At 73.2% G+C, this 21,468-nt stretch carries 21 protein-coding genes; 10 read left to right on the top strand and 11 right to left on the bottom strand.

Going from position 1 to position 21,468, the window contains the following annotated elements:
- Positions 1–165 precede the first annotated feature (165 nt).
- The gene (locus ACZ619_RS36490) at positions 166–894 is read left to right on the top strand and encodes a lysophospholipid acyltransferase family protein (RefSeq protein ID WP_469608451.1); all 729 of its coding nucleotides are present in this window, start codon (positions 166–168) and stop codon (positions 892–894) included.
- 58 nt (positions 895–952) lie between these two features.
- Here ACZ619_RS36490 and ACZ619_RS36485 read toward each other — a convergent pair whose 3' ends face one another.
- The 5 genes from ACZ619_RS36485 to ACZ619_RS36465 form a co-directional block, all read right to left on the bottom strand.
- A complete protein-coding gene (locus tag ACZ619_RS36485; RefSeq protein ID WP_469608448.1) occupies positions 953–1,654 on the bottom strand; it encodes a B3/B4 domain-containing protein in 702 nt (233 codons plus the stop codon).
- A gap of 10 nt (positions 1,655–1,664) precedes the next feature.
- Complete coding sequence (locus tag ACZ619_RS36480) at positions 1,665–2,258, bottom strand: transglutaminase domain-containing protein (RefSeq protein WP_469608445.1); 594 nt, start codon at positions 2,256–2,258, stop codon at positions 1,665–1,667.
- An 89-nt stretch (positions 2,259–2,347) separates the two neighbouring features.
- Entirely contained in the window at positions 2,348–3,418 is a 1,071-nt protein-coding gene (locus ACZ619_RS36475; RefSeq protein ID WP_469608443.1) for a threonine aldolase family protein, read from the bottom strand.
- Positions 3,415–4,173: an SDR family NAD(P)-dependent oxidoreductase gene (locus tag ACZ619_RS36470; RefSeq protein WP_469608440.1), complete on the bottom strand. Its 759-nt coding sequence runs from the start codon at positions 4,171–4,173 to the stop codon at positions 3,415–3,417. The genes ACZ619_RS36475 and ACZ619_RS36470 overlap by 4 nt, the downstream gene beginning before the upstream one ends.
- Positions 4,174–4,211: 38 nt before the next feature.
- On the bottom strand, positions 4,212–5,609 hold the full coding sequence (locus ACZ619_RS36465) for a DUF6421 family protein (protein ID WP_469608438.1): 1,398 nt from the start codon (positions 5,607–5,609) through the stop codon (positions 4,212–4,214).
- Positions 5,610–6,022: 413 nt separating this feature from the next.
- Between ACZ619_RS36465 and ACZ619_RS36460 the strand changes: the two genes are divergently transcribed.
- Positions 6,023–6,706 carry a glycerophosphodiester phosphodiesterase gene (locus ACZ619_RS36460; protein ID WP_469608436.1) on the top strand — a complete coding sequence of 228 codons (684 nt, stop codon included), beginning with the start codon at positions 6,023–6,025 and terminating at the stop codon, positions 6,704–6,706.
- A 15-nt stretch (positions 6,707–6,721) separates the two neighbouring features.
- Here the strand turns inward: ACZ619_RS36460 and ACZ619_RS36455 are convergent, their stop codons facing one another.
- Positions 6,722–7,261, bottom strand: coding sequence for a GNAT family N-acetyltransferase (locus ACZ619_RS36455; RefSeq protein WP_469608433.1), 540 nt, complete (start codon positions 7,259–7,261; stop codon positions 6,722–6,724).
- 164 nt (positions 7,262–7,425) lie between these two features.
- On the opposite strand from ACZ619_RS36455, the gene ACZ619_RS36450 reads away from it, so the two are divergent.
- Entirely contained in the window at positions 7,426–8,190 is a 765-nt protein-coding gene (locus ACZ619_RS36450) for a VOC family protein (protein ID WP_469608432.1), read from the top strand.
- Positions 8,191–8,221: 31 nt separating this feature from the next.
- Here ACZ619_RS36450 and ACZ619_RS36445 read toward each other — a convergent pair whose 3' ends face one another.
- Positions 8,222–8,794: a MarR family winged helix-turn-helix transcriptional regulator gene (locus tag ACZ619_RS36445; protein WP_469608430.1), complete on the bottom strand. Its 573-nt coding sequence runs from the start codon at positions 8,792–8,794 to the stop codon at positions 8,222–8,224.
- On the bottom strand, positions 8,791–10,437 hold the full coding sequence (locus ACZ619_RS36440) for an FUSC family protein (protein ID WP_469608428.1): 1,647 nt from the start codon (positions 10,435–10,437) through the stop codon (positions 8,791–8,793). Before ACZ619_RS36440 ends, ACZ619_RS36445 begins: the two co-directional genes overlap by 4 nt.
- 143 nt (positions 10,438–10,580) lie before the next feature.
- Between ACZ619_RS36440 and ACZ619_RS36435 the strand changes: the two genes are divergently transcribed.
- The 5 genes from ACZ619_RS36435 (at position 10,581) to ACZ619_RS36415 (ending at position 14,456) form a co-directional block, all read left to right on the top strand.
- The gene (locus tag ACZ619_RS36435) at positions 10,581–11,129 is read left to right on the top strand and encodes a DUF5134 domain-containing protein (protein ID WP_469608425.1); all 549 of its coding nucleotides are present in this window, start codon (positions 10,581–10,583) and stop codon (positions 11,127–11,129) included.
- A 95-nt stretch (positions 11,130–11,224) separates the two neighbouring features.
- Complete coding sequence (locus ACZ619_RS36430) at positions 11,225–12,160, top strand: M56 family metallopeptidase (RefSeq protein WP_469608423.1); 936 nt, start codon at positions 11,225–11,227, stop codon at positions 12,158–12,160.
- 56 nt (positions 12,161–12,216) lie between these two features.
- Positions 12,217–12,873, top strand: a complete 657-nt coding sequence (locus tag ACZ619_RS36425) for a phosphatase PAP2 family protein (protein ID WP_469608421.1) — start codon at positions 12,217–12,219, stop codon at positions 12,871–12,873.
- A 57-nt stretch (positions 12,874–12,930) separates the two neighbouring features.
- A complete protein-coding gene (locus tag ACZ619_RS36420; protein WP_469608419.1) occupies positions 12,931–13,653 on the top strand; it encodes an HAD family hydrolase in 723 nt (240 codons plus the stop codon).
- A 134-nt stretch (positions 13,654–13,787) separates the two neighbouring features.
- Positions 13,788–14,456 carry a TetR/AcrR family transcriptional regulator gene (locus ACZ619_RS36415; RefSeq protein ID WP_469608416.1) on the top strand — a complete coding sequence of 223 codons (669 nt, stop codon included), beginning with the start codon at positions 13,788–13,790 and terminating at the stop codon, positions 14,454–14,456.
- A gap of 37 nt (positions 14,457–14,493) precedes the next feature.
- Here the strand turns inward: ACZ619_RS36415 and ACZ619_RS36410 are convergent, their stop codons facing one another.
- Positions 14,494–14,964 carry a DUF6214 family protein gene (locus ACZ619_RS36410; protein WP_469608413.1) on the bottom strand — a complete coding sequence of 157 codons (471 nt, stop codon included), beginning with the start codon at positions 14,962–14,964 and terminating at the stop codon, positions 14,494–14,496.
- A gap of 231 nt (positions 14,965–15,195) precedes the next feature.
- Here ACZ619_RS36410 and ACZ619_RS36405 point away from each other — a divergent pair, with 231 nt between their 5' ends.
- On the top strand, positions 15,196–16,542 hold the full coding sequence (locus ACZ619_RS36405) for an FAD-dependent oxidoreductase (protein WP_469608410.1): 1,347 nt from the start codon (positions 15,196–15,198) through the stop codon (positions 16,540–16,542).
- Between the two features lie 120 nt (positions 16,543–16,662).
- Positions 16,663–18,015: a nucleobase:cation symporter-2 family protein gene (locus tag ACZ619_RS36400; RefSeq protein ID WP_469608408.1), complete on the top strand. Its 1,353-nt coding sequence runs from the start codon at positions 16,663–16,665 to the stop codon at positions 18,013–18,015.
- A gap of 91 nt (positions 18,016–18,106) precedes the next feature.
- Here ACZ619_RS36400 and ACZ619_RS36395 read toward each other — a convergent pair whose 3' ends face one another.
- On the bottom strand, positions 18,107–19,963 hold the full coding sequence (locus tag ACZ619_RS36395; RefSeq protein ID WP_469608406.1) for an acyl-CoA dehydrogenase family protein: 1,857 nt from the start codon (positions 19,961–19,963) through the stop codon (positions 18,107–18,109).
- Positions 19,964–20,127: 164 nt separating this feature from the next.
- On the bottom strand, positions 20,128–21,444 hold the full coding sequence (locus ACZ619_RS36390; protein ID WP_469608403.1) for an SGNH/GDSL hydrolase family protein: 1,317 nt from the start codon (positions 21,442–21,444) through the stop codon (positions 20,128–20,130).
- Between the last annotated feature and the right edge of the window lie 24 nt (positions 21,445–21,468).

Raw genomic sequence — 21,468 nt, 5'->3', positions numbered from 1 at the left:
GGATCATAGGCCGACGTGACGAGGATCTCGCCGCTCCGGGGCACCAGGGCTGGCTCCCCGCCCGTTCTTCGGGCACGATCTGCGAGACGCCCGTAAACCTACGGCTGCGTAACTTCCCGCCGGGAGCCCCTTTCCCAGGCAGAGCAGAAAGGGTCCACCCCGCCCATGGCAGAGCTGGTCTACCGTCCTGTCGTCGGTCTCGCCAAGACGCTGTTCAAGGCCTGGGACCTCAAGATCGACTGCCAGGGTTCGGAGAACATCCCGCGCTCGGGCGGTGCCGTGCTGGTGAGCAACCACATCAGCTACCTGGACTTCATCTTCGACGGCCTGGCGGCACTCCCCCAGAAGCGCCTGGTGCGCTTCATGGCGAAGGAATCCGTGTTCCGGCACCGGATCTCGGGTCCGCTGATGCGCGGGATGAAGCACATCCCGGTGGACCGCAAGCAGGGCGAGGCGGCCTACCAGCACGCGCTGGAGTCGCTGCGGTCCGGTGAGATCGTCGGTGTCTTCCCGGAGGCCACGATCTCCCAGTCGTTCACGCTGAAGAGCTTCAAGTCGGGCGCCGCGCGCCTGGCCCAGGAGGCCGGCGTCCCGCTCGTCCCGATGGCGCTGTGGGGCACCCAGCGCATCTGGACCAAGGGCCACCCGCGCAACTTCAAGCGCGACCACCTCCCCATCACCATCCGGGTGGGCGAGCCGGTCGAGGCGCCGCGCGACCAGTACGCGGGCGCCATCACCCGCCGTCTGCGCGAGCGCGTCCAGGAACTCCTCGACGCCGCCCAGCGCGCCTACCCCGCCCGCCCGAAGGACAGCACCGACAGCTGGTGGCTCCCGGCCCATCTGGGCGGCACGGCCCCGACCCAGGACCAGCTGAAGGCGGCCGAGGCGATCTGACGGGCCCCGCGCCCGGACCCACCGGCCGGCGCGAGTCCCTCGCGACCTGCGCCGCCGCTCAGCCCGCCGTTCGCGGGGTCCCCAGCTCGATCCGGGCCCCCGGGCTGAACTTCTCCAGCAGCTCGGCGAGTTCGGCGCCGGCCGCCGTCACGTCCGCCACCGGCATCGGGGCGAGGCTCTCCAGCAGGAAGACCGCCGACGTCGTGCGCTCGGTGAGGCGGGTGCGGGGACCCTGGCGCCAGTTCCAGCGCCGGCAGGTGACCCCGGCGTCGTCGCACCACACGACCTCACCGGCCTCGGGGTGCTCGACCGCCTCCGCGCCGCCCGCGACGGTGCCGAAGTCCTCCTCCCCCGTGGCCCGGACCAGGCGCATCGCGCCCCGGACGAGGTCGAGGTCCTCGCCGCCGACGGGCACGAGGTGGGCGACGCTGACCGCGTTGTAGAGGTCCACGAGCAGATTGATGCGGGGCAGACCGCCGTCCGCAAGGGCCCGTCCGGCCAGGGCCTCGGCCGAGTTGCGGGTGCGGGACGGCTTGGAGCCGAAGGCCGTGTACGCCGCGCGCCAGGCCGCCATGTGCGGGTCCTCGTGCGGGGCCCGCCCGTCCAGGCGTACGGCCAGACGGCGGGCCGCGTCGTCGAGGAGCGCCGAACTCGCCTCGGTACTCGCCCCGTTGACCAGCCCGTGGGCCTCGACCGCGAGATGCGTGAAGCCGGGCACCAGGGCGCTGGCCTCGTCGGACACGGTGAGCGTGAGTGACATCTGCCTTGCCTCAGAGTGCGGTGGGGAGCGTCTTCCAGAGGTACGTGCGGTCGGGTGCCGCCTTGAGCGCGCCGAGCACGACCGGGTGAGGTTCAGCGTACAGGACCGGGTAGTCCACCTCATTGGACCGAGAGTCGGGGATCCAGGCCAGCCGCTCCCCCGCGAGGGAGAACCGGGCGTCGACGCCGGGCCTGTTCCCGCGCGGGTCCTGGCGGTGCCAGGCGCCGTTGAAGCGCACGGCGACCAGCCCGTGGACGACATGACCGCCGCCGCCGTCGTCCGCGAGCCGCTGGTAGCACAGGGCCGTGGGGATGTCCTCGGCACGCAGCAGCGCAGCGAGGGCGTGGGCCTTGGCGTAGCAGATGCCGGTGCGCAGCTCCAGCACGTCCGAGGCGCGCCAGGTGACGCGCGGATCACCGGCATCGGCGGAGTGCGGGATCTCGTCCCGTACGAATTCAAACGCGGCCTGTGCATAGGCATACGAGTCGGCGACCCCGACCGCCAGTCGGGCGGCCGTCTCCCGCACCACGGGACGGTGATGGTCGATGGCCTCGTCAGCGACCAGATAGGCGGACAGGTCGGCGGTGTTCTGGATCAGCTCCATGCCCGCAGAGCATAGGAATGCGACCACCCGACAGTCAATGACTTTTCAGGTGACCGCATATCTATGCATCACATCCGGTGGGTGCCGGATCAGCGGGCCATCTCCTCCTTGAGGGCCGCCACGAACGCGTCCACGTCGTCCTCGGTCGTGTCGAAGGCGCACATCCAGCGGACGTCCCCGGCGGCCTCGTCCCAGAAGTAGAACCGGAAGCGCTTCTGGAGGCGCACGCTCACGTCGTGCGGGAGGCGCGCGAAGACGCCGTTGGCCTGGACCGGGTGGAGGATCTCCACGCCGTGCACGGCGCGGACGCCCTCGGCGAGCCGCCGGGCCATCTCGTTGGCGTGCCGGGCGTTGCGCAGCCACAGGTCCCTGGCCAGCAGCGCCTCCAGCTGCACCGACACGAAGCGCATCTTCGAGGCGAGCTGCATGGACAGCTTGCGCAGGTGCTTCATGTGGCTCACGGCGTCCTGGTCGAGCACCACGACCGCCTCGCCGAAGACGGCGCCGTTCTTGGTGCCGCCCAGCGAGAGGATGTCGACGCCGACGGCGTTGGTGAACGTGCGCATCGGGACGTCCAGGGAGGCCGCCGCGTTGGCTATCCGGGAGCCGTCCAGGTGCACCCTCATGCCGCGCGCGTGGGCGTGCTCGCAGATCGCGCGGATCTCGTCGGGCGTGTAGAGGGTGCCCAGCTCGGTGCTCTGGGTGATCGAGACGACCTGCGGCATCGCGCGGTGCTCGTCCTCCCAGCCGTACGCCTGCCGGTCGATCAGCTCCGGGGTGAGCTTGCCGTCGGGCGTGGGCACGGTGAGCAGCTTGAGGCCGCCCATGCGCTCGGGCGCGCCGCCCTCGTCGACGTTGATGTGCGCGCTCTCGGCGCAGATCACCGCGCCCCAGCGGTCGGTGACCGCCTGGAGCGCGACGACGTTGGCGCCGGTGCCGTTGAAGACCGGGAAGGCCTCGGCGCTCGCCCCGAAGTGGCTGCGGACGACGCGCTGGAGGTTCCCGGTGTACTCGTCCTCGCCGTAGGCCACCTGGTGGCCGCCGTTGGCCAGGGCCAGGGCGGCGAGCACCTCGGGGTGGGCCCCGGCGTAGTTGTCACTGGCGAAACCGCGGACGTCCGGGTCGTGGTGGCGACGCGCGTCGGTCCTGGGAGGGTTCACGGCTTCTCGGTCAGCCACAGACGGTTTCCGTTCACTTCGGCGGCGGGCTTGCTCCAGACGCCCTCGATGGCCTCGGCCAGGTCCTTGACGTCCGTGAAGCCCGCGAACTTCGCGTTGGGCCGCTCGGCGCGCATCGCCTCGTGCACCAACGCCTTCACCACCAGGATCGCAGCGGCCGAGGTCGGGCCCTCGGCGCCCTCGGTGATCCCGGCCTTGCGGAAGTAGTCGGCCAGGGCGAGGGTCCATGCCTCGGCGGCGGCCTTGCCCGCGGCGTAAGCGGCGTTGCCCGCGGTGGGCCGGCTAGCGGCGGAGGCGCTGATCAGCACGTAGCGGCCGCGCTCGCTGCGCTGGAGCGCCTCGTGGAAGGCGAGGGAGGTGTGCTGCACGGTCTTGACGAGCAGCAGCTCCAGGAAGTCCCAGTCGTCCAGGCTGGTCTTGGTGAAGGTCTCGCTGCCCCGCCAGCCGCCGACGAGGTGCACCAGGCCGTCGACGCGGCCGAAGTCCTTCTCGATGTGGGTGGCCCAGTCCCGGGTGGACTGGAGGTCGAGCAGGTCCACCGTGTCGCCGGTGACGCTGGCGCCGCCGGACGCGTAGCGGGCCGCGTCCACGGCCTCCGAGAGCCGCTGCGGGTCGTTGTCCGCGCCGACGACCGTGGCGCCGGCCTCGGCCAGCCGCATCAGCGTCGCGCGTCCCGCCGGTCCGCCCGCTCCGGCCACCGCGATGACCGCACCACCGAGTACCCCGTTGCCGACCATGTCGTTCCCCTCTTGAGCAGTGTTCCGGAGCCGGTCGCTCACGCGGCGACCGGCTCGGCGCTGTCCGCGGTGATGCCCCGGGTACCGGCGATCACGTTCTTGATCTTCTTGGACAGGGCCTCGTAGAACATGCTCAGCGGAAACTCGTCCGGAAGCACGTCGTCCACGAGCTTGCGCGGCGGCAGGGTCAGGTCCAGGGCGTCGGGGCCCTTGGCCCACGTGGAGCCCGGGTGCGGGGCGAGGTAGGCGGCGACGAGCTCGTAGCCGGCGAACCAGTGGACGAGCTTCGGGCGGTCGATGCCGTCCTTGTAGAGCTTCTCGATCTCGGCGCAGAGCTGGTTGGTGACCCGGGGCGCGCGCTCCCAGTCGATGGTGAGCCTGTTGTCGGTCCAGCGGACCACGTCGTGCTTGTGCAGGTAGGCGAAGAGCAGCTGGCCGCCGAGGCCGTCGTAGTTGCGGACGCGGTCGCCGGTGACCGGGAAGCGGAACATGCGGTCGAAGAGCACCGCGTACTGCACGTCACGCGCCTGCGGGACGCCGTCGGCCGCCAGTTTCACGGCCTCCCTGAAGGCGGTGAGGTCGCAGCGCAGCTCCTCCAGGCCGTACATCCAGAACGGCTGCCGCTGCTTGATCATGAAGGGGTCGAACGGCAGGTCGCCGTGGCTGTGGGTGCGGTCGTGGACCATGTCCCACAGGACGAAGGCCTCCTCGCAGCGCTTCTGGTCGTGCACCATCGCGGCGATGTCCCCGGGGAGTTCGAGGCCCAGTATGCCGACGGCCGCGTCGGTGACCCGGCGGAACCGGGCGGCCTCGCGGTCGCAGAAGATACCGCCCCAGGAGAATCGTTCCGGCGCCTCGCGCACGGCGATGGTCTCGGGGAAGAGGACGGCGGAGTTGGTGTCGTAGCCGGCCGTGAAGTCCTCGAAGGTGATACCGCAGAACAGCGGGTTGTCGTAGCGGGTGCGCTCCAGCTCGGCCAGCCAGTCCGGCCAGACCATGCGCAGCACGACCGCCTCCAGGTTGCGGTCCGGGTTGCCGTTCTGCGTGTACATCGGGAAGACGACCAGGTGCTGGAGGCCGTCCGCGCGGCCCTTCGCGGGCTGGAAGGCCAGCAGCGAGTCGAGGAAGTCGGGCACCCCGAAGCCGTCGTCGGCCCACCGCCGCAGGTCCTCGACCAGCGCGCCGTGGTAGCCGGCGTCGTGCGGGAGCAGCGGCGACAGCTCCGCCACCGCGTCCACGACCTGCCGTACGGTCCGCTCGGCATCGGCGCGGGACGGGGCGCCCTCGGCGTCGAAGTCGATCGACCCGTCCTTGGACTGCCATGGCCGGATCCGCTCCACGGCATCCCTGAGCACGGGCCATGCCGGGTGCTCGACCACCCTGGTCACGGGAGGAACCCGCTCCTCCGAACCCACCTGCACAAGAATTTCCGTCATGACCCATCCTCCACGGGAGAACCTCGCGTAAGGACACCGTATGCATACGAGCTTTCTCCCAGCAAGGGGACCTTCGGGAAATTATCCTGTGGCATCGCGCAATCGCCGCGCTTTTTCCTGCGCCAAACCGTGAATGCACTCACATCCACGACGGCCGGTGACGGTGGGCGAGGCCCCGGGCACCGTACTGATCCAGCCGGTCAACACACGGCGTGACGCGCCCACCCACGGGTGACCGCCGACAGGGGCACGAGCCCGGTACCGCGCGCCCGGCGGACCAATCCCCCCGTGTACGGCCGGGTTCATCGCGACGGGCGGCCATTAGGCTGCGCCCAGCCGCGCGGACAGCGACGTCCCCGTCGTACGGTCCGCGCGTACCCCCACCGGCGCCGTCGACGGAAGCGAGTTGAATCTTGAACTTCCTTACCATCGGTCACCGCGGAGTCATGGGCGTCGAGCCCGAGAACACCCTCCGTTCCTTCGTCGCCGCCCAACAGGCCGGCCTCGACCTGATCGAACTCGATCTTCATCTCAGCAAGGACGGCGCACTGGTCGTCATGCACGACGCGGAGGTGGACCGCACGACCGACGGCACCGGCCCGATCGCCGAGAAGACCCTGGAGGAGCTGCGCGCCCTGGACGCGGGCCGCGGCGAGCGGGTGCCGGTCTTCGAGGAGGTGCTGGACGCGGTGCGGACACCGCTCCAGGCCGAGATCAAGGACGTGGCGGCGGCCCGCGCGCTGGCCGAGGTCATGCTGCGGCGCGACCTGGTGTCCCGGGTGGAGGTGTCGTCGTTCCACGACGAGGCCGTCGCCGAGATCGCCCGGCTGGTGCCGGGCGTGCGCACCGCGCTGATCGCCAGCCGCTACGACACCGATGTCGTCGAGCGGGCGCAGGAGGCCGGGGCGACGACCCTGTGCCTCGACATCCGGCGGCTGACCCTGGAGGTCGTCGAGCACGCCCGCAAGGCGGACCTGCGGATCATCGGCTGGGTGGTCAACACGCAGGACCACCTCAGGCTGGTGCGCGCCCTCCAGCTGGACGGCGCGACGACCGACTACCCGGAGATCAAACGCACCGCCCGCTTCACCGCGTGACCCGGGGCGCCGACGTCACACCAGCGGCTTGACCAGCAGCTCGAACCGCAGGTCCGCACGGAGCGGAACGCCGAAGCGCTCGTCGCCGTACGGGAACGGGGTCATCCGTCCCGTACGGCGGTAGCCGCGCCGTTCGTACCAGGCGATCAGGTCGTCCCGCACCGAGATCACGGTCATGTGCATCTCCGTGACGCCCCACTCCGCCCGGGCCCGGCGCTCCGCCTCCGCGATGACGACCTTGCCGAGGCCGGCGCCCTGGAGCGCGGGGCTGACCGCGAACATGCCGAAGTAGGCGTGGGCTCCGCGGTGTTCGAGCTGGCAGCAGGCGACCGTCCGGCCGTCCCGTGCCACGGTCAGCAGCGTGCTGTCCGCCGCCTTGATCACGTCGAGGACGCCCTGCGGGTCGGTGCGCTGCCCCTCCAGGATGTCCGCCTCGGTGGTCCACCCGGCCCGGCTGGAGTCGCCCCGGTACGCCGACTCGATCAACGCGACGATCACGTCCACGTCGGCGTCGGTGGCGTCACGGAAGGTCAGTCCGGTGACGGCGTTCTCCATGGGCGGGTGCTCCGATCTCGGGCGCGCGGCTGGCCAGGGACGAGCCTAACGCCGCACCCCGGCTCCCGGTTCCGGGGCGGGGGCGGGGGCGGGCGGGTGTCCGATGGCCGGTGTCGGTGGCGGGGGCTAGCGTGCTGGGGAGGGAGCGGTTGCGAGGAGTGGCCATGGAGTTCGACAGACCGGTGCCGGGCGGCCCCTGCTGGACGGAGCTGGGGACGAGCGACCTGGAAGGGGCCAAGCGGTTCTACGCGGAGCTGTTCGGCTGGCGCCCGGAGACGGATCCGCGCCAGGAGGCGGGCTGCTACACCGTCGCGCACCTCGGCGACGCGGCCGTCGCGGCGCTCTCCCGGCTGTACCAGGAGTCCCAACCCGTCGTGTGGAACGTGTCGTTCGCGGTGACCGACGCGGACGCGACCGCGCGCCTCGTGCAGGAGGCGGGCGGGACCGTGCTCGTGGGCCCGATGGACATCTTCGACGCCGGCCGCTTCTCGGTCGCCCTCGACCCGACCGGCGCGCCCTTCCAGCTGTGGGAGGGGCGGGTCTTCCCCGGTGCCGGGCTGTTCAACGCGCCCGGCACGCTGGGCCGGGTGGAGCTGGCGACCCGGGACACCGGCCGTGCCAGGGGCTTCTACACCACGGTCTTCGGCTGGCACGCCGAGGCCCGCGGCCCCTGCACGGAGTTCTCCGTCGCGGGGCGGCGGTTCGGCGGCATGGCCGACATGGGCGACCGGTACCCGCCCGGGGCGCCGGCCCACTGGCTGCCCTGCTTCGCGGTCGACGACGTCGACGCGAGCGCGCGGGCGGCCACCGCGGCCGGCGGCGCGGTGCGGACGGTGCCGATGACCGTGCCGGACGGCCCGGTCATCGCCGTGCTGACCGATCCGCAGGGCGCGGGGTTCGGCGTCTTCCGGCCGGCGGAGGAGAGCTGAGCCGCCCGCCGGACGGCCGCGGTGATCCGGCTCAGGCTCTCAGCGCGCCCATCCGGCCCTCCAGGCGGCCGAGCAACTCGGCCAGCAGAGCGGCCAGTTCGCCCTGTCCGTCGGAGTTCAGGACGGACAGGACGGCGGTCTCGTAGGCGAGTTGCTCGGGCAGGATGGCGTCGACCAGGGCGCGGCCCTCGTCGGTGAGGCGGAGGTGCGCGACCCTGCGGTCGCGGGCGTCGCCGCGGCGCTCGACCAGGCCCCGCTCGGTGAGCTGTTTGAGGCGTTTGGTGACGGCTGCGCCGGAGGAGAAGGTCTCCTTGGCCAGTTCGCTCGGCGTCAGTTCGTGGCCGGTGCGGCGCAGCGCGCCCAGCAGGTCGAACTCGGGGCGGCTGAGTCCGGCCCGGCGCAGCGGGGCGTCCTCGGCCTGCTGGAGGAGCGCGGCGCAGCGGTTGATCCGGCCGATGACCTCCATGGGCCCGGTGTCCAGCTCGGGATGGACGGTCTGCCACTGCCGGACGACACCGGCCACCGTGTCGTCCCCGCCCGCGCCCCGTCCCGCGTCCCTCCCCGTGTCACTGCCGGCCGCCGGTCGTCCGTTGGTCGCCGTCATGGCCGTACGTCCTCCGTTGTTCTCGCGTCGTCCCAGGAGTGCGGTCCCTGGCGTCGTACCGTCGCGGCGAGCGTACGGTGTCCGGACCGTTCGGCGAGCACGACCCGCTCCTGGGGCAGCGCGCGTTGCCACCACTCACCGGACGCGGCCTCGGCGGTGGCGCGCAGTTCGGTGAGGGCCGCGGCCAGGGTACGGCGGGCGGCTTCCAGGGCTCGCGGCGCCGGGTGCGGCTCCGCGAGCAGCCTGGCGGACTCCTCACGGGCGCGTTCGACGGCGGTGAGGGCGTGGCCGATCCGGTCGCCGGCCCTGCGGTTGGTGACGACGATCGCGGTGGCGAAGCCGACGACGGCGCCGACCAGGGTGTCCACGACCCGCTCGGTGATCAGCTGCCCGGCGTCCTGGCTGCGGGCGAACTCGGTGATGAGCAGTGCCATCGGGGTGACGCAGACGCTGCCGAGCCAGTAGTTGCGGCCGATCAGCGCCTCGGCGCCGAAGTTGAGGGCGAGGCAGCACAGCACCAGGGCGGCCGGGTGCAGGTGCGCGAACGGGACGATGACGGCGAAGGCGAGGACGCCGGCCAGGTTGCCGACGACGCGCTGGATGCCCCGGCTCCAGGTGAGGGTGACGTTGGCCTGGTAGAGGGAGGCGGCGGTGACCAGCGCCCAGTAGGGGCGGCCGACGCCGAGGGCGAGGGAGGCGTATCCGGCCAGGGCGCAGCCGAGCACGGTGCGGACGGCGAGCGGCGTGAGCGGGCCGAGCCGCCGCCACAACGGGGGCCGGGGCACGGCGAGTTCCGCGTCGATGCCGAGGAGTTCGGTGTCACCGCCGGGGACCCGCGGGACGCGTCCGGTGCCATGCAGCTCGCGCGCCCAGGCGCGCAGCCGTGCGGGGTCCGCGTCGGCGGGGGCGGCCAGGGCGACCTCGGCACGGACGACGAGGCGTTCCAGGGCGCGGCGGGTGCGGTCGGTGCGGGCGCCGGTGGCCAGCAGGGACTGCCAGGCGGCCTGGACGGCGGCGGCCGCGGCGGCACGGGCCCTGGCGTGGCCGTCGGCGGTGCCGCGGGTGTCGGCGTAGGCGGCGGTGGCCCTCAGCGCCTGGGCGGTGGCGCGGCGCTCGGGACCATGCGGGCGCAGCAGTCCGGGGGCCATGCCGATCAGCCAGGACCACGCACCGGTCGCGAGGGCGAGGCCGAGGTGGCCGGGGACCTGGCCGAGGGTCTGCGGGGCGAACAGGGAGGCCGAGCTGATGAAGGTGAGGACCACGTTGCCGGGCGGGCCGACGCGGGTCGCGTCGCAGAGCACCTTCTGCGCCGCGGCCAGCAGCGCGCCGACGGTGACCAGGACGACGGCGTCGCTGGTGAGCGAGGCGGTGACCAGGGAGACGGCGAGACCGCCGACCATGCCGAGGACGACCCGGACCAGCATGCGGGCGCGGGCCGCGTACGGGCGGTTGTGGCCGTAGAGGGCACACAGCGATCCGGCCATCGTGTACATGGCGAGGTCGAGACGGCCGAGGGCCAGCAGGGCCAGGTTGGGCGGGGCGACCGCGGCGACCACGCTGAGCGCGGGCTTGAACCAGATGTCGGAGGGCCGGCCGAGGCGCAGCACCCCGGCGAGGGGAAGGGGACGGGTCGCGGTGCTCATACCTATTAATTTAGCATGTGTTTTACTCGTAAAACAATTGGCGTGCTCCGCCGAGTGCTCCCCGTGTACATCCTTGCGCCCGCGTGCGCGCCACGACGGCGGGGCATCGCATCCACGATGCGACGTCGAGCGGGGAGGTGCGCGTGCACGGACCGGCTTCGCCCGGCTGGCTGCTGGTCGCGCTGTGCGCGGCGACCGGGGCCTACTGTCTGCTGCGGATGCGCAGCAGGGTCGAGGAGCAGCGGCGCGCCGCGGGCGGCGAGGCGCTGATGGGGTTCGGCATGGCCGTGATGGCCGTGCCCGCGACGGAGTTCTCCCCGCCGGGCTGGGCATGGCCGCTGTACGCGGCGGTGTTCGGCGCGGCCGCGCTGCGCGCGCTGTGGAGCGCCCGCGGCAGCCCGCACCATCTGCACCACCTGGTGGGCACGGCGGCGATGGTCTACATGGCGGCGGTGATGGCGGCCTCCCCCGGCGCCCACCACCACGGCGGCGGCGCCGGAGTCCCGCTGGTGACAGGGCCGTTGCTGGCCTACTTCACCGGCTACGTCCTGCTGTCGGGCGTGCGGCTGGTGCCCGTGCCGGCGACGGCGCCCGGGACCGGGGCGCTCGGGTGGGGCGACCGTCCCGAACTGGCGCGGGCGTGCAGGCTGTCGATGGGCATCGGCATGGTGGCGATGCTGCTGGCGCTGTGAGGACGTGACGGCGCTCGCGGCGCAGACGTTGCTTGCGTCACTTTGGCGCAATGGGCTGTACCCCTGGGCGGCCGCCCGCTCATAGGGTGCTGGCCATGATGGTCCCCGCGGCACTGCTGCTGCTCGGCGCCCTGACCGCCGTGGCCGGCCCCCGGCTGCTCGCCCGGGCCGACTGGCCGGACCGGGAGCCGGTGGTCGCCCTGTGGGTGTGGCAGTGCGTGGTGGCGGCCGTCCTGGTGTGCTGCGCGCTGTCGATGACACTGAGCGCGGCGGCGGCCTGGCACGCGGCCCGCGGGCGGGTGTTCGCGGCCGCCCCGGCGGGCGTGGCGGACGCCTACACGCTCGGCACCACCGGACCGTGGGCGGCGACGACCGCGCTGGCCCTCGCCGGTGCCGGACTGTGGAGCGGGGCCATGCTGGTCCGCGAGGTCCTGCGGGCGCGCGCCGGGCGTCGCCGACGGCGGGCCGAACTCCTGCTCCGCGCACCCCTGTTGCCGGGCGAGGAAGCGGCGAACAGCCGTCTCGTCGTCCTTGAGGGCGAGCGTCCCGACGCCTGGTGGCTGGCCGGGGCGGCCCCCCGACTCGTCGTCACCACGGCCGCGTTGCGCAGGCTCGAGGGCCGTCGGCTGGACGCGGTGCTCGCCCACGAACAGGGGCACGCCCAGGCCCGGCACGACTGGCTGCTGCACTGCTCGGCCGCGCTGGCGGGCGGATTCCCGCAGATCCCGGTGTTCGCCGCGTTCCGCGACGAGATGCACCGGCTGGTCGAACTGGCCGCCGACGACATGGCCTCGCGCCGCCACGGCCGCCTCACCACCGCCCTCGCCCTGGTCGAACTCAACGAGGACCGGGGCGTGTTCGGTCCCGGACCGACCCCGCACGCCCATGTCCCGCAACGCGTCCACCGGTTGCTCACCGACCCGGACCGGCTCCCCGCACGGCACCGGCTGCGCCTGACCGCGACCGCCGCCCTGGTTCCGGTGATCCCGGTACTGGTGGCGCTCGTCCCCGGTCTGCGCGCGCTCGGGTAATGCCGTGCACAGCGGGGGAATTGCTCTCCGGGCAATGATTCGGCAAAGATCACGCCATGCGCCCGCCACCCGACGACCGCCCCGCCCCGCTGCTCGCGACCGCCGTGCTCGCCCTGTGCTCGGCGCTGCTGCTCGCCCTCGTCGCCGGCGAGTGGCCGCCGCTGGTCGCACTGGACGAGGGGATCGCCGACACCACCCACCGCTGGGCGGTGGCGGACCAGGACACCACCCACGTCCTGCGCGTCCTGACCGACTGGGTCTGGGACCCGCTGACCATGCGCCTGCTCTGCGCGGCGGTCGCGGTGTGGCTGGTGTGGCGGCACTCGGCATGGTGGACGGCCCTGTGGCTGACGGTGACCTGCGCGCTGGGCACCCTCGCCCAGCAGTCCCTCAAGGCGGCCGTCGACCGCCCCCGCCCCGCCTGGCCGGACCCGGTCGACTCGGCCGCCTACTCGGCCTTCCCCTCCGGGCACGCCATGACGGCGACGGTGGTCTGCGGCCTGCTGCTGTGGCTGCTGCGCCGCCGCGCCCCCGGCCCGGCCCTGTGGCGCACGGCCCTGGCCGTGGCCGCGGTGTCGGTGATAGGGGGCGGCCTGACCCGGATCTGGCTCGGCGTCCACTGGCCCTCCGACGTCCTCGGCGGCTGGCTCCTCGGCGCGCTCGTGGTGGCACTGGCGGTACTGGCGTACGGCTGGGAGCGCGGCGGCCGGTAGCACCCGGGCGCTCCTCACCGGCCGGGGCCGGGCGTATGCCCGGGTAGAGTCCGGCGCATGGCTGCCGTGCTCTTCGACTTCTCCGGGACCCTCTTCCGCATCGAGCCGACCGACTCCTGGTTGCGGGCCGTGCTCGCCGAGACCGCAACGACACTGTCCGAGGCGGAGTTGACGCGGGCCGCGGGGGCGCTGGAGGCGGCCGGGGCGCAGCCGGGCGGGGCGAACCCGCTGGAACTGCCCGCGGACCTGGCCGGGGTCTGGACCGTGCGGGACGAGAGCGCCGAACTGCACCGGGCCGCGTACACCGGCCTGTCCCGGCGGGTGCCGCTGCCGGACCCGGCGCTGCACGACGCGCTGTACGAACGGCACATGGCCCCGGACGCCTGGACGCCGTACCCGGACGCGGCCGAGGTGCTGCGCACGCTGCGGGCGCACGGGATCGGGGTCGGCGTGGTCAGCAACATCGGCTGGGACCTGCGCCCGGTCTTCCGCGCGCACGGGCTCGACGCGTACGTGGACGCGTACGTCCTGTCGTACGAACACGGGGTCCAGAAGCCCGATCCGCGACTCTTCACGGCCGCCCTGGAGGCGCTCGCGGTCCGGCCCGCCGAGACGGTGATGGTCGGGGACAGCAGGCCCGCCGACGGCGGGGCGGCGGCGCTGGGGTGCCGGGTGCACTTCGTGGACCACCTGCCGGTGACCGAGCGGCCCGGGGCCCTGCTGCCGGTGCTGGACCTGGTGGGCGTGGCCCGCCGACCGGCCACGCCCACCCAGGCCTGACTGCCGCGCCGTCCGCCCGAGACGCTCCCCCGTGTCGCCCCGGACGGACGGCGGCCCTGAACAGGCTCCGCGCAGGGCGGTGCCCGCCGCGTCGATTATAGTTGGCTGGCAGCCAGTCAACGCAGGAGTCCAGCATGTCCCCGCGCAGCGCCTCGGTCAATGAAGAGTTGCGCAGGCGTTCCCGGGAACGGCTTCTCCAGGCCGCGGTCGAGCTGGTCGACGAGCACGGTTTCGAGTCCACCACGCTGGGCGCCATCGCCGACCGGGCCGGGTCGGCGCGCGGGCTGGTGTCGTACTACTTCCCCGGCAAGCGCCAGCTGGTCCAGTCCGCCGTGCACCGGCTGATGCACCGCACGCTGGAGGAGGCGCTGGAGCGCGAGCCGCGCACCGAGGACGGCCGGGAGCGGCTGGCCCGGGCCATCGACGCGATCCTGGGCCTGGCCCGGGAGCGGCCGGTGCTGATGCGCCAGCACATGGCGGGGCTGCTCCAGGCCGAGGGGTTCGTGCAGTGCCCGGAGCAGCGTCGGCTCTCCGAGCTGCTCGGCGACACCGTCGCCCGGTACGGCTCGCACAACGTGCCGGACGACTACCCGATGCTGCGCGCCCTGCTGATGGGGGCGGTGTACGCGGCGCTGGTGCCGGGTGTGCCGATGCCGATCCCGGCGCTGCGGGCGGAGCTGTTCGAGCGCTACGGACTCGACCGCGAACTGGGCCTGCCCGAGGGACCCGCGCCCACGGCCGCCCCCCGCGACCTGTCCCGGTTCTTCGCGACCGAGGACCGCGGCGAGCCCCGGCGGCCGTAGGCCGGGACGCCGCTCAGAGCCGTCGGGAGCGCCCTGGTCAGCGCCGTGCGTGGCCCGGTGTCAGGTAGCCCGCGTCGCGGGCCTGGGCGATCAGGCGCAGGGAGCGCCGGCGGCTGTGTCCGGTCGCACCCATCACCGCGAGGACCGGGTCGAGGCCCTCCTCCTGCGCGGCCCGGTACTCCTGGGCGACCAGCCAGCGCCCCTCGACGCCCCGCGGCCAGCCCGGCCTGGCCCGTCGCGGCCCGCCGAACTCCCCTTCCTCCCGGTCCACTTGGGTCGCCCCACCGGAGTCGCGGAGGGGCTCCTCGTCGTCGCGGACGTCCGAGTCCATCCCGCAGACCCGGAACAGCGGCTCCTCGATCCAGTCGGCGAGGACCGTGAGATCGGCCAGCGACAGGGCGGGCCGCGCCCTGACGTCCTCGATGGAGACCCGGCCCCCGGCCACCACGGCGAGCGCGTCGACCCGCGCGCCGTCGCCGAAGACCAGCCGGACGTGGAACCAGGACATGGCTCCCGCGTGCTCCTGCACCTCCTAGGCGGGCGACACGGACACCGTGCCGTCCTCCGCACGCCGATCGCAAAGATTGAGAAAGGATGCTTCCAGCACATACGCAAAGTAACCGCATGATCACATTCCATACGAACGGACACGCGTCCGCATCACCCCTGCGGCCCCTGTCGACCCGGGCGGGCCGGTGGGATGCTGGAGCCACCAGCCCCCTCGGGCAAGGAGTCCCCCGTGTTGCGTGTCGCCGTCGTCGGCTCCGGGCCGAGCGGGTGCTACACCGCCCAGAACCTGGTGCAGCTCGACCCCACGGTCGTCGTGGACGTCCTGGACCGGCTGCCGTGCCCGTTCGGACTCGTGCGCTACGGGGTCGCCCCGGACCACGAGAAGATCAAGTCGCTCCAGGGGAACCTGCGCACGGTGCTGGAGCACGAGCGGGTGCGGTTCCTCGGCGGGGTCAGGGTCGGCGGCGGTCCGGGCGGACTCCCGGTGGCGCGGCTGCGCGAGCTGTACCACGCGGTGGTCTACTGCGTCGGCGCCGCCGGCGACCGGCGGCTCGGCATCCCGGGCGAGGAACTGCCGGGCTGCTGGTCGGCGACCGAGTTCGTGTCCTGGTACAGCGCGCACCCGGACGCGGCCGACGCCGGGTTCGTGCGCGCCGCCCGGAGCGCGGTGGTCGTCGGCGTGGGCAACGTGGCGGTCGACGTGGCGCGGATGCTGGCCCGGGGCGTGGCCGAGCTGAGCCCCACCGACATGCCCCAGGCGGCCCTGAGCGCGCTCGCGGCGAGCAGGATAAGAGAGGTGCACGTGGTCGGCCGGCGCGGCCCCTCCCAGGCCCGCTTCACCACCAGGGAGCTGCGCGAGCTGGGCGCCCTGCCGGACACCGAAGTCCTGGTGGATCCGGCCGAGTTGGCGCTCGACCCGGCCTACGCCGACCCGGCCGCGCTGCCCGCCGCCCAGCGCCGCAACATCGAGGTGCTGCGCGGCTGGGGCGAGGCCGGCGGCCGGGGCGCGGACCGCGGTATCCGGCTGCGCTTCTTCCTGCGCCCGGCCGAACTGCTCGCGGACCGCGGGCGGGTGGGCGCGGTGCGCTTCGAGCGGACCGAACCCGACGGGCGCGGCGGAGTGCGGGGCACCGGGCGGTACGAGACGGTCGAGGCGCAGCTGGTGCTGCGTTCGGTGGGCTATCGCGGAGTGCCCCTGGACGGGCTGCCGTTCGACGAGGAGACCGGCACCGTTCCGCATGACGCGGGCCGGGTCCGGCACGGCCGCTCCGGTGTGCCGGGCGACTACGTGGCGGGCTGGATCAAGCGGGGCCCGACCGGCGTCATCGGCACCAACCGGCCGGACGCGAAGGAGACGGCGACCTCGCTCCTGGCGGACGCTCCGTCGCTGCTGCGGCGGGAGGTACCGAAGGACCCGGTCGCCGCGCTGCGCTCGGCGGGCGTCGAGCCGGTCGAGTGGCCGGGCTGGCAGGCGATCGAGCGGGCGGAGGCGGCGCTGGGCGCGCGGCTCGGCCGGAGCGTGGTCAAGCTGGCCGACTGGGACTCCCTGCTGACGGCGGCGCGCTCGGGGGCTTAGCGGAGTCGGCCGCGTCCTGGCGGGCATGACACGTATCGGCAACGCCGCGGAAATCAACAAACTGTTCAAGCGGCCTACCGTCTCGTGCTGTCCGGATGTCGTCCCCGCTCTGGAGTGCCCATGGCCACGACCACCAGCCCCGTCCACCCCGTGGACGAGGTCCCGCCCGTAAGACAGTTGGCCGCTTTCGGCCTGCAACACGTGCTCGCGATGTACGCGGGCGCGGTCGCCGTCCCGCTCATCGTGGGCAGCGCGATGAAGCTTTCGCCCGCCGACCTGGCGTATCTGATCACCGCCGACCTGCTGGTGTGCGGCATCGCGACGCTCATCCAGTGCGTCGGCGTCTGGCGCTTCGGCGTCCGGCTGCCGATCATGCAGGGCTGTACGTTCGCCGCGGTGTCGCCGATGGTGCTCATCGGGACCACGGGCGGCGGACTGCCCGCGATCTACGGCTCGGTGATCGTGGCGGGCCTGGCGATCATGCTCCTGGCCCCCGTCTTCGGAAGGCTGCTGCGCTTCTTCCCGCCCCTGGTCACCGGCACGGTGATCCTGGTCATCGGTGTCTCGCTGCTGCCGGTCGCGGGCAACTGGGCGGCGGGCGGAGCCGGTTCGAAGGACTTCGGCGAGCCGAGGAACCTGGCGCTGGCGGCCTTCGTGCTGGCGGTGGTGACAGGCGTGCAGCGGTTCGCGCCCGCCTACCTCGCCCGGATCGCGGTCCTGATCGGCATCGCGGTGGGACTGGCGGTGGCCGTGCCCTTCGGGTTCACGGACTTCGGCGGGGTCGGGGACGCCGACTGGCTGGGCATCAGCACGCCCTTCCACTTCGGGGCGCCGACGTTCAAGGCGTCCGCGATCGTCTCCATGCTGGTGGTGGCGCTGGTGACCATGACGGAGACCACCGGTGACCTGATCGCGGTGGGCGAGATGACCGACCGCAGGGTCGAGCCGCGCTCCCTGTCCGACGGGCTGCGCGCCGACGGCCTCTCCACCGTCCTCGGCGGCGTCTTCAACACCTTCCCGTACACGGCGTACGCGCAGAACGTGGGCCTGGTCGGCATGACCCGGGTACGCAGCCGCTGGGTGGTCGCGGCGGCCGGAGGCATCCTGGTCCTGCTCGGCCTGCTGCCGAAGCTGGGCGCGGTGGTCGCGGCGATACCCGCGCCGGTACTGGGCGGCGCGGGCCTGGTGATGTTCGGCACCGTCGCGGCGAGCGGTCTGCGGACGCTGGGGACGGTCGACTTCAAGGGCAACAACAACCTGACGGTGGTGGCCGTCTCGGTGGCCATCGGCGTCCTGCCGGTGGGCGTGCCCACGGTCTACGACAAGTTCCCCGACTGGTTCCAGACGGTGATGAACAGCGGCATCAGCGCGGGCTGCCTGACGGCGATCGTCCTCAACCTGCTCTTCAACCACCTTCCCGCGAGGGCCGGTTCGGCCTCGGAGACCGTCCCGGCCGGGGCCGGAACCGCCTAGGACGCCCGCGCGCCGGTGGAGGCCGGCGAGGTGACCGCCCGGGGCCTGCCGTCCCGGGCGGCTGCACCTCGCCGGACCTCGGACCCGTCGCTCAGCCGCTGGTGGCGGTGAGCATCGGCAGCGAGGAGAGGTGCTCCTCCGGTACGTCGAAGGCGTCCGTGAGGACCGCGAGCCGAGGGGCGAGACGGGCGGTCAGTTCCCGCCGTGTCCCTGGCAGGGCGCCGACCTGTGCGATGGTCAGCGCCTTGCGCGTCAGCAGCAGTCCGCCGCGCGCGTCCACCTCGCGGAGCAGGAACAGCGCGCACAGGGACTCCAGGGCGGCGCGCGCCGAGGGGTCCGCCACGCGTGCGCAGGCGGCGGTGAACGCGTCGGCCGCCTGCCCCACGGCGAACGCCTCGACCAGGGCCAGCGCGGCGTCGGACGCGTGGTTCCAGCGGCCCAGCCCGTCGGCGGACCGGCCGTCGCGGAGATCGCCCCGGGCGGTCAGGTGCCAGTGGCGTTCGGCGGCGGACACGGCACCCCGCAGGAAGCCGAGGTCGGTCAGGGCCTCCTGACCGGTGGCCTCCGGAGCCAGCGGGGCGAGCTCCTGACCGAAGATCATCTCGGCTCCGGCCTTGCACCAGATCGCCAGGTTGTCGCCTTCCGCCGTGATCGCGCCGTCGGTGTTGGCGATGTACTCCGCCAGGCCGTTCACCGGGAACAGCCCCTGGGCGCCGCAGCGTTCCCGGCTCTCGGTCATGATGTCCCGGGCCCGCCACGTGATCCAGCCCTTGGCGACGGCCACCAGGCGCTCCGCCTCCGCGCGCTCGTGGGGGCGGTGGGTGATCCAGCGTTCGGTGACCGCCCGGTGCAGGAAGGTCATGGCGTAGGCGGTGGCCACGCACTCCAGCAGCCGGGCGTGGTGGCTGCGGTGCGCCGTCAGCGGAACGCGCTGCCCGGCCACCGGGCCGGAGACGTGCCGGAGCTGGGCGTAGCGCACCGCGGTCGCCAGTGCCGACCGGGAGGCGCCGACGGCGCACGCGCTCATACAGAGCTTCCCGACCGTCACACGGCGGATGGTGTGCAGGAACCGCTTGCGCGGGCTGCCCACCGCGCTGGTGAAGACACCGTCGGGCAGCAGCCGTCCGTGCGGGCCCTGGAGCAGGGCGGTGCGCGGCAGGCGGACCCGGTCGAAACCGGTGACACAGTGGTCCACCGGGCTGCCGATACGTTCCGGCAACATCGTGACGGTGACGCCCGGCAGGGTGCCGCGGTGGTCGCTCAGCGGGGTGAGGAACAGGAACACGCCCTGGTCCACGTCGTCGACGAGCAGCCGGGCCGCGACGACCGCGGTCTTCGGCCCGCCCACCGGGCTGGTGTTGGGCATGTACTTGCGGGCGCCCTCGTTCGGGGTGTGCAGGACGAACTCGTCGCGCTCGCGGTCGTAGCGCGCGACGGTCTCCAGCGCCGCGGCGTCGTTCCCGTGCGCCCGCTCGGTGCACAGGAAGGTCCCGACGCGGGCCATCGACCGGAACTCGGCCAGCTCCCGGGCGGGCGAGACCTCGTCGTCGAGCACGCTGCCCAGGAAGAGGTTGAAGTGGATGCCCGCGACGGTCGAGGTGGCCCCGTCGACCATTGCCGACCACTCGTGCAGGGCGGCGAGTCCCCGTGGGTCCGCGGCGAACCACTCCGGGGAGACCGGCAGTTGCTCGTTCACGGCGCGCAGACGGTCGTAGGCGTGCCGCCATCTCTCCTCGACGGAGGCCGAGGGGCGGTAGCGGAACAACTCGGCCGAGACGACCTTGCGCCAGTGCCCGTGGACGTACGCGCCGTCGGGCCCGTCCTGGAAGAGCGCCTCGGTCAGGTCGGCTCGGCCGACGTCGGCGACCGGGTCGGAGCCGGACTCGGAGGCGGACTCGGAAGAAGAAGTATTGATCAACACGGCCGTTTCAACGACGCGATGCGACACACGGAAACGATCATGATTGTTGCCGTTGGGTAAAACCGCCGTGCCCTCCCCCGGCGCCCAGCAGCGTGCCCCGGTCACCGGCGCCGGGCCTGTCGCCGGAGGGTCGCTCCACCGGCTCCGGCCGACGACCGTATGAGCGGGTGTCCAGGCGGCCCTCGGCGCTCCTAACGGAACAGCGCCGTCGGCACCGCCGCCGCCAGCACTCCGTACCCGGTCGGGTTGAGGTGCAGCCAGTCCCCCACCTGGAGGTCGGCCCGCAGGCGGCTCGGATCGGCGGGGTCCCGGGCCACCCGGTCGAAGTCGATCACCGCGTCGAAGTGACCGTGGCCCCGGATCCACGCGTTGACCCGCTGCCGGGCCGCCTCCCGCACCCCGGCCCCGTCGTCGTAGGCGTTGCCGGCGAAGGGCAGCAGCGTGGCGCCGTAGACCCGGATGCCCTGGGCGTGGGCGCGGACCACGATCTGCCGGTACGCGGCGATCAGGTCGTCGGCCACGGCCTCCTGGGCCTGCGGGGTGGCGGCGGCGGTGCCGATGTCGTTGACGCCCTCGAAGACGATCAGCCAGGAGACCCCGCTGCGGGAGAGCACGTCCCGGTCGAGGCGGGCCAGGACGTTGGGGCCGAGTCCGTCGTCGAGGACGCGGTTGCCGCCGGCCGCCTGGTTGAGGACGGCGAGGTCCGAGGTGGCGGGGCGGGAGCGGAGGCGGTCGAAGAACTGGTCGGGCCAGCGGTCGTTGCCGTTGGTCGTGGAACCCCGGCCGTCGGTCAGCGAGTCGCCGAGCACGGCCACCGCCCGGGTCGCGGCCGGCGCCCGCACCTCGACGTCGCTGAGCAGGTACCAGTGGTCGACATGGGCGGCCCCCGAGAGGTCCGGGTCCCGCGTGTGGTCGCCGTCGACGAGGTACGACGTGGTGCGCGAGCCCGGGTGCGAGGTGAGCGCCAGGTCGGGCTGGCCCTGCGCGGTGTACGCCGTCACCGAGAGGTTGGCGCCCGGCGCCAGGTCGAAGTCCACCGGGTCGGAGACCACTTGGGCACCGACCGGGACGACGGTCGCGGTGCGCCCGGAGAACGTGACCCGGCGCAGGCTGTCCGGGACGATCGCGCCGCTCCCCGCCCTGCCGTCCGCCGGGAGCGCCACGGTGACCGAGGTGAGCGGGAGCGCGGTGTCGCCGTAGGCGTTGGAGAAGCGCAGCCGCAGCCGGTGACCGCCGACGGTGACGCGGACGGTCTGGCGCAGGGTGGTGTCGGCCAGCACCGACCGCTCCCCCGTGAAGGGCGCGGGCGGCAGATTGCCGGGCTCGGTGAGCTGCGGCATCCCGGTCCAGGTGTTCACCCAGTGGTCGCCCGCGGCCGTGTGCGCGGTGACCGGCCGGGGGCCGCGCACCAGCGCGGTGACGGCCGTGGCGGTCACCACCAGGGCGAGGGCGAGGACACAGGTGCTGAGAACCGTGGTCAGCGGGGCTCTGCTGGGCTGCGGATTCACTGGGGCCTTCCTCGCGAGGCTGGC

The organism is Streptomyces sp. NPDC104367 (assembly GCF_055583825.1).
Note: the sequence above shows the minus strand (reverse complement) of the source record. Positions and strands in the feature narration are given on the sequence as shown.